The sequence below is a fragment of the Nocardia sp. SYP-A9097 genome, assembly GCF_009649815.1.
Lineage (GTDB): Bacteria > Actinomycetota > Actinomycetes > Mycobacteriales > Mycobacteriaceae > Nocardia.
Map to the genome: position 1 here is coordinate 16,466 of NZ_WJIC01000036.1, position 16,451 is coordinate 32,916.

4 protein-coding genes are annotated in these 16,451 nt (G+C 67.9%); all 4 read left to right on the forward strand.

The window, feature by feature from the left end; translation table 11 throughout:
- Nucleotides 1–11: 11 nt before the first annotated feature.
- The 4 genes from GFY24_RS36540 to GFY24_RS36555 all read left to right on the forward strand — a co-directional run bounded on the left by GFY24_RS36540 (nucleotide 12) and on the right by GFY24_RS36555 (nucleotide 16,439).
- The gene (locus GFY24_RS36540; RefSeq protein WP_153809689.1) at nucleotides 12–11,993 is read left to right on the forward strand and encodes a hypothetical protein; all 11,982 of its coding nucleotides are present in this window, start codon (nucleotides 12–14) and stop codon (nucleotides 11,991–11,993) included.
- Nucleotides 11,990–13,525 (forward strand): hypothetical protein, encoded by a 1,536-nt coding sequence (locus GFY24_RS36545; RefSeq protein WP_309231771.1) that lies wholly within the window; start codon nucleotides 11,990–11,992, stop codon nucleotides 13,523–13,525. Before GFY24_RS36540 ends, GFY24_RS36545 begins: the two co-directional genes overlap by 4 nt.
- 98 nt (nucleotides 13,526–13,623) lie before the next feature.
- Nucleotides 13,624–15,654 carry a WXG100 family type VII secretion target gene (locus GFY24_RS36550; RefSeq protein ID WP_153809690.1) on the forward strand — a complete coding sequence of 677 codons (2,031 nt, stop codon included), beginning with the start codon at nucleotides 13,624–13,626 and terminating at the stop codon, nucleotides 15,652–15,654.
- The gene (locus tag GFY24_RS36555) at nucleotides 15,651–16,439 is read left to right on the forward strand and encodes an ESX secretion-associated protein EspG (RefSeq protein ID WP_153809691.1); all 789 of its coding nucleotides are present in this window, start codon (nucleotides 15,651–15,653) and stop codon (nucleotides 16,437–16,439) included. The genes GFY24_RS36550 and GFY24_RS36555 overlap by 4 nt, the downstream gene beginning before the upstream one ends.
- Nucleotides 16,440–16,451: the final 12 nt, after the last annotated feature.

Below are 16,451 nucleotides of genomic sequence, written 5' to 3' on the forward strand. Positions count from 1 at the left end.
GGTAGCGGTGTATGGCTGAGCTGCCTTCCTATCTGATTCCACTGGAATGGGTAGCGGGATCGGATTGGCCGACCGGTGATCCGGACGGCATGTGGGGGATGGCGTCGGATTGGCGCACAGCCGCCGCCGAGCTGCGCGCCATTCTCGCCGATGTGGATGCGGCGAAGTCATTGTCGTTGCAGGCGTACGTATCCGGTGCGGGCATTGCCGAGATGGCGCGCGCCTTCGACGAATTGCGCAGTGGCGATGCGTCATTGGAGACCCTGGCCGCGACATTCGACCAGATCGGCGAGGCCGCGGAGGGCGTCGGCACCGAGATCGAGTACGCGCAGTTGATGATGATCACCTCGCTGGCATTGCTGCTGGGGGAGATCATCGCGGCGTGGATGTTCCCGCCGACCGCCGCGGTGACCGAGGCGGTGGCCATCGGGTTCACCCGGATGGGTATCCGAATGCTGGCGCGGCAGTTGATGGATCGCGTGGTGCAGTGGGTCTCGCGGTATCTGGGCGAGCGGGTCGCCAACTTCTTCGTGCGTGAGATCGCCATCGATACGGTGCTCGGTACCGCACAGGAACTCGGCGTCCAAGGCTGGCAGGTCGCGGGTGGCCATCGCAAGGGTTTCGACCTGGTGCAGGCCGGGGTCACCGCCGCGAGCTCCGCGATCGGCGCGGGTGCGGCGAGCCCGTTCGCGCATCGACTGGGCGAGCATCTCGCCGGTACCGAGCTCCGGCCATGGCTCAAGGGCGCGATCATCGGCACCGGTGCCGGATTGGTCGGCGCGGGAGCGGGTTTCGGCGGCAGCGTCGCCACGCAATTCCTGATAGACGGGTTCACCGAGGATTTCGGCACGGCCTTCCAGAACGCGAAATCCGCCGTCAGCCAATTCGATCCTCGCATGATCGCCGCGGGACTCTCCAACGGCGCTCTCTCCGGAGCGAATCACGCACTGACAGAACAGTTCTGGCACAACCGTCGTCCCCAATGGTATTCCGCCCCCGCCACCCCCGCGGACCTGATCCGCATCGGCTCCCGCCCACCCGGTGTCCCTGAAACCCCAGGTGTCACCGAAACTCACAACCCCACAACACAATCCACCGCCCCAACCCCGAACTCGACCGCACCGACGGGTGGCGCCACCGAATCCGCGACCCACCCGGCGGGCGCGAGACCCGACTCCGATTCGCGAGCGGGGGCAGGCCCGGACTCGGCCTCTCGCCCGTCCGCCGCTGGAGCCGAGCCTCCCGCCGCCCAAGCTCCACCCGCCACGACAGTCCAGCAGGCCCCTTCCGCTCCGCAGGCTCAAGCCCCGTCGGCGAACGCCCCCACCACCGGTTCTCCTCATACCCCGGCCGCCGGTGCGCCCCAATCCGGACCGCATCCGTCCGGACCCGCACGCAGCCCTGGCATTTCGGCCCCGGTCGGCACCCCAGCCGGGCCGCAGAGTGGTGGGAGTCATTCCGCCCCGACGGCCGGTTCACCCACCGCGGGAGCCCCACGAGGCGGGCTTGATTCGGGTGCTGTCCCGAACCCGGCCGCACGTGCCGAGGGGCTATCGCCCGTCGCCGGTGTGAGCGACGGTTCAACCAGCCGCCCCTCGGGTGCCGGGGATGCGAAAGTCACCGCGGTGGGTGGGCTGGATCATGCTGGTATACAGGCACATTCGCAAACAGGCCCGCCACACACCGCCACCGACCATGTCGTAGGTGGAGCGACCACGCCCGACGCCGGAACCAAACACGCACATGCGTCCGAAGCCGTTCCCGAACCCCGCCCGCACTCGGATGCCGCAGTCTCACAGCTGCCCGTGGATGCCGTGGTCTCTCGCCCGCCCGTGGATGCCGTGGTCTCCCGCCCGCCTGCGGATGCTGCGAGTTCCGAGCTGCACTTGGATGCTGCGGTCTCCCAGCCGCGAACGGACGCACACGTGATCCCCGCTCATGATCCGCCGATAACCGGGCAAGTCAGCCCGGCCGGGCCCGGTGCCCATGGTCGCGTCGCGAGGGATTCGATTGCGCGCCAAGGTGATCCCGCACCTTCGTCGGCGACGTCTCGTCCCGAGATCGTGCGCGCCGCACCGGCGGAGCCACGCCCGAGTGCCGCTTCGCCGCGTCCGGCGCCGCGCGCGAATATCGCGGGGGACGGGTCCACGGGGCACCGTCCGCAGGAAATACGTTCGGGCGTCACGGAATCCGCGGTGCCGCATGGGCGTGAGCTACCCAATGTGCGCGCCGCCGCCGTGAGTCAAGGTGATGCGAGCCGAACCGCTCCCATTGAGCGCGAGAGTATGCCCGGTGAAGGCCGCCGCGAGGGCGTGGACGGCGTCCGATCGCCCGCTGATATTCCGCACACTGCGGATGGTGTGCGCCCTGTGGATGGTGCGGGTCGTGCGGATGGTGCGCGTCCTGCTGATGGTGCGCGTCCTGCTGATGGTGCGGGCCGTGCCGATGATGTGCGCCCCTCGGGTGGTGTGCGCCCTGTGGATGGTGTGGGCCGCGCGGATGGTGTGCGCCCTGCTGATGGGGCGGGCCGTGCCGACGATGCGCGCCCTACGAATGATGTGCGCCGTGCGGATGATGGACGGACTGTTGACGATGCTCGGGTGCCGGACGCGGGGCCGTCCGGTCGGCAGGCGGCGGATGGTGGGGAGAGGCTGTCGGCGGCGAATCGGGGTGAGTGTGGGCGGTTGTCGCTGCAGGTGATTGTGGATGGCACCGGTAGCCCGGTTGTTTCGGTGCCGAGTGAGCCGGTGGGTTTGGCGGGAATGTCGCGGGTGGAGTTGGAGGCGGCGGCGGGGGCGGGGGCGCGGTTGGTGGCGGTGCCGCAGGTGGGGGAGGGGCGGTCGCCGCATCAGCCGATCGCGGATGAGCTGCTGGCTTTGGGGGTGGGGGCGCATGCGCTGGTGGTGGATGTGTACGGCGGTGCGACCGATGAATTCGGGGTGGGCGCGCACGCCTATGTGCTGACCGTACGTGCCGAGCCGGGTACGGGCCGGTTGTTCGTCGAGGTGATCGATCCCGCGGTGGGAGAGCGTTCGGGTTTTCCGCCGATCGCGCCGCGTGAGTTGCGTGCGGTGTCCACGATTCTCTATGACGCGCAGGGTATTCCGGTGTCACCGCGTGGCGCGGGTGAGCACGACTGGTCGGTGGCCTCGGTGTACGACCGTATCCGTTTCGACGATGTCGATATCGACGAGATCGATGTTCAGTTGGAGATCTATCGCCGGATGCGGCAGGACGAGTTGGCGCGTTCGGTTGTCGATGCCATCGGGGAGGTATTGGTTCGGGGATCGGAGCCGGGCTATTCGACGTTCGCCGGGCTCGACCTGGTGGAGCAGACGATGCGCGGCCATTTCCACACCGGCGCTGTGGATTCCGCCGGTTCGACGATCTACCGGATCTATGAACGTCTGTTCACCGAATCCCGGCACGCGGACGTGGATGAGATTGTTCGTTCCCTGTCGCTGCATATGGATCCCCGGCTGCCCGAGTTCACTCCGGATCAGTTGTGGCAGATCAAGAATCACCTCGTCGGCGTGCATCCGGAGTCGGCGGATGTGGCGCAGGCGTGGGTGCGCCTGCTCTCGGGCGACCTGCTGCCGCACGATCTGGTGCTGCTGCAATCCGCGTCGGCCGAATCCGATTATCTCCGTGCGCATCCCGGCGCGACTTGGCAGGAGGCCAATGCGCACGCCGTCGCTCTCGGCCACGATTGGGAGGCCGCCCGCCCGCCGATATCCGACTGGAGTACCGAAATCCTCGCCGCGCCACCGGATTCGGTGCGTATCGGAACCTCGCTGGACAACCAGCCCGACCAGGTGCGCGCCCTGTTGGCGCAGACTCCGGCGGGCCGCGACATCCTGCACCGGCTGGAGAACGGCCCGGCGCGAATGCGGTTCGAGCCCAGCGCATCCGATGGCAGGGCGGGTGAATTCCGGCGGCGGGACCTGTCCGCTGTCGCCTTCACCGATGGCGCGGGGCTCATCCAGCAGGCATTGACGCTGGCGCACGAGGCGGAGCATGCCGACTACATGGTCGATGGGCGCACCGTCAATACGCCCACGCGGATTCGGGAAATGACCCAGGATGCCTTTATCGCGGCCATGGTCGCGGAGGAGGCGGCGGGTAATGGCGGGCGTTTCCGGCTGGCCGCGGAGTTGCGCGCTCTCGGGTATGAGGTGCCCGGACATCCGCTGGAGGCCGCTTATCGCGCGGCCTCCGATCATGCGCGAGAGATGTTGGCCCGCAACGATGCCGGCCTCACCGCCGCGCAGGCGGACGAGGTCGCGCATCTGGCCGGCGTGGATGTGCTGCGTGACGATATCGCCACCCGGGTGTGGGCGAACGGCAACAACTACACGGACTTCTACCGCCGAACCTGGCAGCAGGCGAATGCGAATTCGGAGCGGGTGCCGGAGGGCGCGACACGGCACCGGCCCAGCGGTCCGGAGGTCGCCGAGACCCTGCGTGCCGCCGCGCTGGAGCGTATGTCGGCTTCCCTGCGACTGGATGAAAGTCACGCTCGTGTAATGGATTTGGCCGGACGGCTCGGCTTCGATACCGCCCCGCACGACCAGTCGATCGTGCTGCAGGCGTCGGCGCGTCTGGCGCGGATCGAGTTCGAACTCGCCGATCCGGCGACCGATCCCGCGCGGGCGGCCGAATTCCGCAGGCGTGCACACGATTTGCGCACCCTGGCCGATGCCGCCGAGGCGCGGGATGCCGAGCTGGCCGAGTATCAGCGGCACGCCGACCGCGTCGACGCGCATGCGGCCCGCGACCTGCTGGACACGCTGATCGCCGGTCCGGCCGGCCTCCCCGGGGCGCGGCGTCTCGGCGATCATGCCGTGCTGTTCCCCGGTGATCCCGGGCGGCTGGTGATCGCGGCGGCGAGTGGTGAGCATCAGCGCGTCCTGGCCGACCTGCGCCGCGATCCGGCCGCCGCCGCACTCATCGATGCGGTACCGCGTGAACTGGTGACCGTCACCACCGATCGGCACGGCCGGGTGTGGATCGAGGGTGCCACCGATCCGAACGCGCCCGCTCGCGCCCGCTTGCCCGAGGTGGACCCGGCGGATCGTCTGGGTGCGGCCACCTTCGACATCATGAGCCGGGTCCGCGCGGGTCTGGTCGATACCGAGGTCGGCCGCTGGGCCGATGAGGTGCTGGCGCGCCACGGAGTCGGCATCGAGTTCAGCTCGGACGGCTCCACCGGCTTTCGCCCGCAACGCAATTCGCTGATCCTGGATGCCGGTGCCACCGATGCCGAGCATATGGCGGCCCTGGTGCACGGTGCACTGCACGCCGAACTGGCGCGTACCCGTGATCCGCTCGGCCCGATCCGGGAACTTCTGACCCGCTCCCGCGAGGAGTACATCGCCCTGCAGGTCGATGAGGAAACCCGTGCGCACGCATGGGAATTCGTGGCGCGAGCCCAATTGCGCGCGGCCGGTCACGAGATTCCGCATACGAGTTCGGAATCGCTGTACCTCGATACCTATCACCGCGCCCGCGAGGCGGCCGCCGCCGAGTCCCCGCAGGCCCGTCCGCACGAATTGGACCGGGCCGCGAATGAGGCGGCTATGGCCGCCCTGCGCCCGGAAATCGCAAGGCACAGCGAGGTTCCCGGTGGCGAATCCTTCGCCGACCTGCATGCCCGCACCTGGGATGCCGCCCACGGTATCGACCCCTCGGACGCGGCTCGTGCGGCGGCCCCGCAGCAACCACGGCCCGGCCCCGCGGGGGGAACACAGCCCCCACACCCACCCGGCTTCGAGGCGGCTGCGCCGAATTCCGAACGCGGCCTTGCGACGGTAGACGGGTCGGTAGGGCAGCCGGATGTGTCGTTCGCCGCGGACAGCGGCGACCGGGCTCGGCCGGAATCGGTGGTCCGGGCATTGCGGCAGGAGCCGACCGCGTGGACGAACACGCCGTCGGTCCGCGCGGAGTCGGCGGTGCGGCAGGTGCTCGAGCAGACCGGAGTCGGGCGGGCCGCAGCCGGGGTGTTGCGCGAGCATGATGTGGCGGTCGTCTTCCACCGGCCGACCGGCGACGAGGGTGCGGCGCCGGGTCCTCGGTTCGATGAATTGTCGCTGTTGGCAACGCTTTCGCAGACCGGGCGCAGTGAACTGCTGCAGGCCGGTGAGCTGGTGCGTTTCGCGGTGCTGACCGAGGCGGTGATGGGCGGCCGGGTGCCGGTCACCCCGGCGGATATTCGGGCGGTGGGTCGTGGTGCGTACATCGCGACGCATCTGCGGGTGGAGGCCGAGGCGCTGGGCCGCCAGGCCGAGTTCTATCGCGAGCTGGATGCCGCGGGTTATGACGTGGCGCGCAGCACGCTGGGCGAGACGGCCGATACCGCGCAGACCACGACGCTGGAGGCCGCCTACCTGGCCGCCCGGGATGCCGCGATCGCCGATGCCGTTGCCAGGCAACCGGATATCGACCCGGCACGCCTGCGCGAGCTGGGCCGGGCAGCGGGCGTCGACGAACTGATGGCGCATGAGCTCTTCGGCCGCGGTTACTACCCGGAGCAGGGCGCGAGCTTCCGCGAGGAGTACGGCCGGGCCTGGGATGCGGCGCACGACAGCCCATTTCACGGCCTGCCCGCGATCAGGACCGGTACGCCGGAGGTCGCGACCAGGCTGGTCGATCTCGGGCGGGAGCATTTTCGGGCGCTGCGTGCGACCAATAGTCGTGCCCAGCAATGGGATCGGGCATTCGATCGAGTGTCCGGCAAACTCGGGCTGGATGCGTCCGATCGATCCTGGTCGGGCCGTGAGCGCGTGGCAGCCGAAGCATGGCAACGAGTTTCGCGCTCGCCGGATGCCACGCACGGCGACGTCGCCGATGCCTGGCAGCTCACCGATCTGGTGCGTAAACAGGCGCTGGTTACCGCCGCGCACAATGAAATCCGCTCCGCTGTAGTCGATATCGCGACCCAAGAGATGGTGGGCGCGCAGGTGCGCGCCGGGGGTGGTCACTGGCTCACCGATCGGGTCGCGGTGTTCCCGGGTGACCCCGCGCATGCCGTCGTCATGCAGGCCCGTGATCCGGCCGCGCGGCCCGTGCCCGCCGAAGATGTGCTGGCACTGCTCCGATCGGCCGCCGACGCCGATGCCGATTTCGCCAATCATCTCGAATCGGAAAGCCTTGTGGTCGAGGTTATTCAGGCCGGATTCGACGATCGGGGGGTCACCGCGGTGCGCCGGGTGGATCCACAGTCGCTCGCACAGCTGGCGGAGGATTACTCGATCACCGCCGACCGGCGGGAGCATCCCGGGCAGGTCTCCGATCCGCCCGCGGTGCCGCCGCTGGCATTGGGCAAACTGAATATGTCCCAATTGCGCGGCGCGATCGCTCGAATGGATTTCGCCGCAGACGCTTTGGCGGTCCTGCGCCGTCATGGGATCGACATCCGCTTCACCACCGCCGCCGACGCGAGGATGCTTGTCGAGGATTGGCAGCCGGTGCGGGCGGATGCGCGGTCCGGGTTCGATCCGGCCGCGAACACCCTTGTCCTGCATCAGGATGCGAGTCACGAGCAATGGATGGCGGAGGTGGTGCGCACCGCCGTGCTGGTGGAGCCCGCTCGCGCCGACGGTGAAGTGCTGCCCCGATTCCATATGGGCAGTGACGAATACGTCGAAGCGATGCTGGATCGGCAGGCTGTCGCGCACGCCCGCGCCTACGAGGTGCTGCGTTTGGCGGTAGGCGGTGCGCAGGTGGGTGAACCGGGTCCGCTCGCGGCCGCGTACGACGGCGCGTTCGCCGAGGCCCGCGAGATCGCCGAGCGGGTGTGGCGGGACAACCCGGTGGTGACCGACCATATGCTCGACGCCGCAGCCCATACGGCGGGTGCGCGCGCGGTCCGGGCGGCGCTCGTCGAGTCGGGCCCGCGTATCGACGGCCTCGATCCCGCGGCGCATCATCGTGCGGAATGGGATCGGGCGCACGGTATTTCGGGTTCATCCGGTGTCTACGAGCCCCCGGTGCGCAGGTCGGATTCCCCGGCACTGCGTGAGCAACGGGCGGGCCAGTACGCCATGGAGATCGAATCTCTGCGAATGCTGCGCGACGGCGGCCAGTTCGTGCCGGTCGGCCCGGCCGAACGGGCCTACACCGAGGCATACGACAAGGCGTACGAGAAGGCCGAGCGGCGAGCCGCACGCCCCGGTGGCGAGGCGGAGCGCCCTGGCCGGGTGGCGTTCGATGCCGGGCGGCAGGCCGTGCGCAAGTACCTGGACCGGGTCGGCCTGGAGGTGGCCGAGGTCGCCTTCGACGTGGTGCGCACCGCGAACGACAACACTACGGAGTACCACCCGTGGGTGCAGGACCTTGATCCCGGGACGGGCACAGCAGGTCCGGATTCGACTGGAGCCGAACCGAATTTGCGCCCCGGCCGCCCCGCCGAACCGAGTTCCGCCGACCGCCCGGTCGAGCCCTCCGGAGACCCGCATGCGCCGCGCTCCGGGCCCGATTCCGAGTCGGCGGTGGAATTCCGGCAGGCCGTGGATGCCAAGCTGTCGGTGGATGAGATCGGCGGTCGTTGGGTCAACGACAATATCGTGCTCTTGCAGGGGCGTCGCCCGGAGTTGGTGATCGCCGCCGAATTCGGCGAGCACATGGATCTACTGCGTGCCCTGGAGGTCACCAATCCGGAGTACACCGATGTGCTCTGGAACGAATCGCATCGTCTGCGCTATCTGCTGGTGGAGCCGGGCCTGGGCGGCGTACTGCGGGCCGAGTGGATGGCTCCCGCGGTCGCGGAGGGCCCCGATCGCAGACCGGAGGACTTCGACGCGGCGGCACAACTGCTCGGCCACTACCTGAACTATCGCGAACGTGGCGACACCGCACTGGGTTTCGACGCTTGGCTGCGCCAGCTCGGCCCGGACGCCTTCCGAGTCGCCGATGCCTTCACCCGCCCCGAGGAGGTCGGCCGGCTACGCGGTGACTTCATGACCGTCGGCTTCCTGTCGACGCTCGGCGATCCGTCGCTGGCCACTCCGCCGCATCCCGCGCACGTGACCCGCGAATTGTTCATGCGCCAGGTCCCGCTGCCGGCCCCGGACTCGACCACGGCGCGCGGCGCGCATTTCGATCGGGGCGAAGTCCGCTTGCCCGGTTGGACTTTCGAGATGTGGTTGCAGTCCGACGGTGATGGCGGCTGGCGTGTTCCGCCACCCACGGGCGACGGCTCGGCCTCCGATATGCTGGCCCGCCGCTTCCAGGGCCTGTCCGACCCGGACCAGCGAAAACTATTGGACCGCATGGCCCGTACCCTGCTGGATGGCTCGGCCGATCTCACCGACCGTGATCCCGAGCAGGGTCGCGTGCGCCGGTTCGGTGGCAAACTGAAATTCTGGAACCGCGATGGGTCGGCAGCTCCCGCCGAACCCGGGCAGCCCGGCACCGAACCGCCCGCTTCCGGCGAATCACCTCGCCGCCCACCGTCCTTCGACACGGACGGATTCGATTTCGGTGATTCCCCCGAATTCCCGGCGGACCCAACCGGTTTCGACGAGTCTCACAACGCCGCATCGCTTCCGAACCCGGAGGCGGTCGAACACGCGACCCGTCTGCGCGCCGAAGCCGTTCGCGAACGCGATGAGGCCATTGCCGCGGGCGACCCCACCCGCCTGGCTCGGGCCCGCGAAAGCCTGGCCCGCCTTGACGGCTCCTGGCGACCCATGCCCGCCGCCGACTCGGCCGCCGAACCCACCGCGACCCCCTTCGATCCCGAAATGGCGTCCGCGCCCACGGAGCCGGAGGTGTCCGGCCGACTGGCGGTCTTGGCGAGCCAACGAGACGAATTCCTCAGGCAGGCACGGGAATTGGCGTATGCGAGCTTCGGTGTGGACCTGTCGGGTGCAAGCGGTCCGGAGTTCGTCGACGCGGTGCGGGCCGCGGCGGATGCGGCGGATCGGCAGGCCGAGTTGGAGGGGCGCTGGTCGAACACGTCGCTGCAGGTGCGCGAGATCACGGCATTGGAGCGGCTCTCCGATCAGGCGGCCGCGGCCGCAACGGCGGTCCGGGCCGGAGCGGCTCCGGCGGGGGAGCCCGCCCGGTGGCGGCAAGGACCGCGCGAGGTATTCGAAATGCGTTCGGATGCAGCGGAAATCGCTTCCCGAGGCCGCGAATCGGAGCCAATCGAGAAGACCGTGGTCCGCGAGGTGCTGTCGGCTCGAAGCGGTGAGTATCTGGGCCGCAATATGCGGATCACGCCGGGGGATGAGGATCGGCCGGGCCGGGTGGTGATCGTCGGTACCGAGTCACATCCCGATCTGATGGTTGATCCGGCGGTGCGGGCCGTATTCGGTGATTCCGGAACGGAGTTCGAATACCACCGTGTCGATATCGACGCGAGCGGTGCGGTCCACGTCGAACGCTGGAGTTGGCACGGCGGCGAATCGCCCGCCACCGAATCCGGCGCCGCCGACCGATCCGCACCTGTCCCGGTAGCGGAGCGGTCCGAATCCGCCACGCGGACAGAGCTTCCCGAGCGGTCTCCTGCCGAGGCAGCCCAGTCGGAGGCGAGTAAGCGCTGGTGGCAGCGATTGTTCGAATCGGTCGCGCCACTGCCGAAGTCGGATGCGCCATGGCCGCCCTCCACGGTCCTGACCGACGAGTGGGCACACCGCAGCCACGCCGACATCGTGGAGTTGTTCCGCGAGCGGCACGGCGTGCGCCTGTCCGGATTGAATACGGTTGGCGTACACCCGGATTCGGTACGCCTGTTCGCCAAGGGCCTGGATGCCATGCTGACCAAGTACCCCGCTGCGGAGCTGGGGCGGGCGATGATCGACCGCTTGGCGTATGACGCGTTGGTCGGTTTCCGGCCCGCCGCGGTCTATGTCCCCGGCTCGATCGTCTTCGAGCACGGCTATGCCGGTCAGCAGGATATCGCCGTCAAGCAGAACTACAGCAGCCGGCAACATCCGGCAACCGATGAGCCGCATGCCTTGGAAACGGCTATCCACGAGTTCGGTCACGCCATGGCACTTACCGGGCACTACTTCGCGCAGCCGGGTGCGCTGCCGGCCCTGCTGACACAGTTCGCCAAGACTCACCCGCACGGGGACCGGGCCGAATTCGATACGTGGCTGCGGCAACTCAGTGACTACAGCTTCCGCGCGAACGGTCGACTCAATGTCCCCGAAGCGCTGGCGGAGGCGTTCCTGGATGTGGAGTTGAACGGGCTCGGTGCTACCGAACCCGCCCGGGTGCTCCATATACAGCTGCTGCGTGCGGCGGGCTTCGAACCGGATCCGCGCATTGTCGCGAGTCTCGAGGATGAACCGCTCACCCAGGCGCGACTGCTGGCGGAGCGGTCGCTGGGCTTGGATATGGGGGATGCGAGCCGATCCGAATTGACCGATGTGCTGGCCGAGTTGGTCGCCGACGCCGATCAGCGCAGGGCGGACGCGAGTGACCTGGCAGCGGAGGCCCCGGAGTATTCGTACGAGTTGGGGATGGCTCACTCGGCGGCGCAAAGAGCTCACCGGATCGCGGATCGGATCGCCGAACTGCTGCGCGTCGAATCCATCTCGACAGCGGATGCGATTGCGGCACAGCATGATCCGTTGACGAGCGGGTCGGAACGGCACAGCAATCCGGTGCGCTGGGTGAAGGACTACTTCAGCCCCGTACATCAGGCGAATCGCCCCGATCTGCTGGTCGGGGATGGCGTGCGCCGGTCGAAGATCTCCTGGCCGTTCGGTCGCAAGGCGGATGTCGTCACATCGCAGTCGGATATGGATGATGGCTCCCGCCCTGTCCCGCCGGACGATTCACGATCGGGCAATGACGTACCCCGCGGTCGCCCCGGCTCGAATGGTGCTCGCCTGCCGTGGTCGGCGTACCGCTCGCATATCCCGCACCCGCCGCACTTCTATGATCCGGAACTGCCGGACCCGGTCGATATCGAGACCATGCCCGCACCGCCGATGCCCGGACCCGATGACTTCGACAATGAGGAGATGGCACCGAGGTGACCGACACCGAAAACGGCCATATGCCGTTCCCCGCAGCCGATTCCGCGCCGCCCGCCGGCACCGTGGGGCAGGCGGGCAATCCGGAGCCGGATGTGGCCTTCACCTTGGGAGGTGGCCCGCGCCTGGAACCCGAACCCGATGCGACGGCTCGCGCCACCGAGTTGGCGCATGAGATCGTCAGGGAGCTGGCGCTTTCCGGTCCGCCCGGGTGGGAGCAGTTGGAGGCGCTGTTCGTGCTGACCACCGAGGCCGAGATCGCCCAGGTGTTCTTCGCCGAGGGGCGGCGTGCGGTGCGGGTGCAGCCGAGTCCGCGGGTGCTGGAACTGGTTCGGGCACAGCGTCATACCAGCGCCGAACTGGGTGACGGGCCCTGGTGGCGATGGCAATTGTCGGTGTCGCAGGCGGGCGCGCTGGAGGCCGAATACGACTACGGCGACGAGCCGTTTCCGGAAGAGCAGTTGTTTCCGCCGGAGGTCTATCTCGCCGACCTGGAGACGTATCCGCGTGCGGTGCTTCCGGTTTGGCTGGCCGCCTATATCGAGCACGGTGATCGCCAGGCCCGGCCGCCGCGCGTCGCGGCGCTGCGGGCCCGCGCCGATCGGGAAGGCGGGATGCGAGCCCGGCTGTCGGAGTTCGACTTTCCGGAATTCCCGCTCATGTGGGCGCGCTGGGCGGTGCTGGCTGCGGCGTTCGTGGCGGCGGGTTCGCAGTGGGGTCCGCGAATTCTTCCGGCCCTCGGCTACTTCGAGGGCAGTCGGCGCAGTGGTTCCACCCTGTACACCCTGCCCGGCGGTCGTGCGGTGCTCTCCGGTGGTGTGTGGAACGATCCGCGCTTACATGCCGCCTACAACGAGGGCGCACCGTTGCCCGCGGTGTACGCGGGCGCGCCCGAATGGGTGGCGGGCCCGGTTCTGAATCCCCGTGCGGGCAATGGTCTCCTGTCATTCTGCTACTGGTGGGAGAACGGCAACTGGTATCGCGGCGATTCCCCCGAAGCCGCCGATCTGGCGGATGCGGTACCGGGTATCTGGACCGCGGAGACCGTCGCGGAGGTGGTGTGCGGCCTGCTCTCCGCCGATCCGACCGAACAGCAGCGGGCCTCGACCACCGCCCTGGTCGAGGCGGCCGAACGCGGCGTGGTCACCAGGCAGACCCTGGTCGAGGTCTTCGGCGACGAGGACATCTTCGATATCGACAGCGCCTACTTCCAGCTCACCATGGTGGGAGTAACCGCGCCGCAGCCGATTTCACATCCCTCGTCGATATCGCGTGAACAGGCCATCGGCGCGGTCCGCGACTTCCTCGCCGACCGGGGCCCGCACACCCCCGACTACCCGATGGAGCGCCTGCACGCCGACCGCCTCGACCTCGGCTGGCTGGTGCATGTCCCACCCGAATCCGGCGAGATCGCCATCGGCCGCGCTATCTTCTATATCGCGGATGATGGTGTGCTGGAACAGTCTTCGTCTTCGGTACCGCCCTCGCGGTACATTCCCGAGTTCGAACAGCGGTTTCGGAGCCGACAACGATGAGGGCCGCGCGGGGGTGAATTTCCCTGGGCGCCACCGGTAGTTAACGGACGTAGGCTGTGCTGGCACAAACAGTTGAGACGGGGAGCGCGTAGTAACCGATGGCACCTGACACGAAACCTGCGCCGTGGGGCACGGGCTTGACCGCCCAGCTCGACGCACACACATTGCAGTTCGATCCCTCCGCCGCCGATACCGGCATGCATGCCGCAGGTGATCTCCTGCGTGCGATGCGCGGCTTCAAGGCGGCGGTCGATCAGCTCGGCCTCAACAGTCTCCCCGTGATCGGTTTTCTGCCGTCGGGAAAGGCGTTGGCCGAGGGGCTGAGTCGTCGTGGGACCGAATTGCAGACCGCCTTCGATACCCATGTCGAGATCCTCACGGCCATGGTGGAGACCTTCCGTGCGGCGGGGCAGGCGTACAAATATGTGGACGGTCTCTCCGCCGAGCAGCTCGACAAGGCCTCGAAAACCATCCCCGGACTGGGGGATTACACCATTCCCACCGATTCGATCGGTGCGGGATTCGATACGAGCAAGCCCCGATTCGGTCTGTTCGAGTCGCTGCCGGATCACGGATTCCCGAAGGATCTGAAGAACTATCGCAACGCCCACAAAGACGCCAAGGACGCCTCCAGCTTCCTCGACACACCCTTCATCGAGTGGGAGCACGGTTCCAATCAGGGGTGGGACGAGCTCATCCGGTTGCACAATACGCTGAACGGTGACCCCTACTACCTGGCCGGACAGGACTGGAAGTCGCTGGGCGAGAAGGTGCACACCAGCATCGGAAACTTCGGGACCACGATCGAGGGACTCAGCAACAGCTGGCACGGTGCCGGTGCCAGCGGTGCCCGGGACGCCGTCCGCCGCTACGCGCAGGACGCGCAGCCGCTACTGGACTCGATGAACCGGATGAGCGAGTTGCTCGACTACACCGGTCGATGGGTGACCTGGACCAAGTCGTGCATGCCGGAGAAGAAAGAGGACAAGCTCTGCACGGACGATTTGGGTGAGTACCGCCGGCGCTTCGATCGCGACTACGTCACCAACGGCAAGGACACCCAGTCGGTGATTCCGGTGCTGCCGCAGCCCACGGTGGACAAGCCGGTAGCGCCGACTGTTCCGGATCCGAATCCCAAGCCCGATCCGAATCCCAAGCCGGACCCGAATCCCAAGCCGGATCCGAATCCCAAGCCCGATCCTTCGGGCCAGACCGGCGGCAATTCCGGCGGCAATTCCGGCGGCGGGACCAGCCACGCCAATCAGTCCAACAAGGACGCCGCGGATCAGAAAGCGGCCAAGGACGCCAAGGACGCCGCCGACGCGAAGGCCGCTCAGGACGCCAAGGACGCCGCCGACAAGAAAGCCGCCGCGGACGCGAAGAGCGCCGCGGACGCGAAGGCCGCTCAGGACGCGAAGGACGCGGCAGCCAAGAAGGCCGCCGAGGACGCGAAGAACGGCACCGTTCCGGGCGCCTCGTTGCCGTCGACCTCGTCGAATGGCGGCTCGCCCACTGGCGGGACGACCAGTCCCACCTCCAACTCGTCGAACAGCGGTCAGGGCCTCTCGCAGCTGTCGAGTCTGCTGAGCAGTCTGGTGAGCGCGGGAGCGACTGTGGCGCAATCGTTGCCGTCCCTGCTCACGGCGATCGATACCGCTCTGAAGTCCGGTGACACCTCGACGCTGGCGCAGTTGCTGGGCGTGTCGGAGGACAAGGTGACAGCGGCGATGGCGCAGATTCAGAACCAGCCGGACAAGCTGGCCGAACTGTCGCAGCTGCTCGGCCTGACCACAGGGGATACCACGAATCCCGCCGTTCCCGCCGCTGGTCTGCCCGGCGAAACCACCCCTTCCGGTGCGGCCGTGGTAACCCCCGCGGCGGCCTCGGTCACGACCACTCCGGCGGGCGGCCTGACCAACCTGTTCCCGCGCGCGGGTCTGGACGCCAGCTTCACGCAGCCGGTTTTCGGTGTGACAGAGGATCTTTCGGACCATCCGATGATGGCGGGGGTACAGGCGGGCGCGGATCACGAGCCGCCGCCGGTGGACTTCCTCGGTGCGCTCACGCATATCGGAGAGCCGCAGCATGTCCCGGCGCACCCCGAGGGCAACCCGGTGGTCGAGGCATGAGGTGGGACTTCACCGACGACGAGTTCAAGGTGCTGTGCAACCGATTCCTGGACGGTCGGGTGCCGGTGCCGCTGGCCTACACCAGTCGCACCAAGTCGCTCGATGCTTACGAGCGTGAACTGTCGGAGTTGGAGGCCGGACTTCGGGATCGCCTGGACGCGGGCCTCGGCGCACTGTTCGAGGTGATCGAGAATCCGGAGGTGTTCGTCATCTCGGGCACCTGGTGCGACAGCGATATCGACAACCCGCACAAGCGGATTCGAGTGCATGGTGCTCGAAGAGGCTGGCGCGCGGTGCTGATCACCCAGGAACCTGGCGAAACCATTTACCACAGCGGCGGATTCACGGTGACCGAGTGTGAACCCGCCGATCTGCCCGGGCTGATGGTGGCACAGTTGCCCGCCGCCGAGGCGGCGAGCGGACCCGCGCTGCCGATGGTGTTCGAACCGCCGGAGCGCGATCCGTACGAGATCAGGCAGTCGCTCGCCTTCGACTCGTTCGACGATACGACCGAAACCCGCAGTCACGCCTTCTGGTCCAAGCCCGCCGAGTGGACCGGAATGGTCCGGGCTATGCAGGGGCGGTCGATCTTCGGTCCGCGGGGTGCCATCGAGACCACTCTCATGTGGCGTGATCTGCCGGATGACGGTCGCTATCTCATCGATTTCGACGAGTCCGAGGTGCGTGCGGTGGGTACGAGCGCGGAGCGGCTCGCAGAGCGCATCGGGCAGCATGTGGATCGGGTGTTGCAGCATATGGATGCCCGAGGAGATCAGCGCGTTTGACCTCCGCCCGTG

Coding starts and splice junctions, on each gene's coding strand:
- GFY24_RS36555 (WP_153809691.1), top strand. CDS start 15,651: ATGAGGTGGGACTTCACCGACGACGAGTTCAAGGTGCTGTGCAACCGA.
- GFY24_RS36550 (WP_153809690.1), top strand. CDS start 13,624: ATGGCACCTGACACGAAACCTGCGCCGTGGGGCACGGGCTTGACCGCC.
- GFY24_RS36540 (WP_153809689.1), top strand. CDS start 12: ATGGCTGAGCTGCCTTCCTATCTGATTCCACTGGAATGGGTAGCGGGA.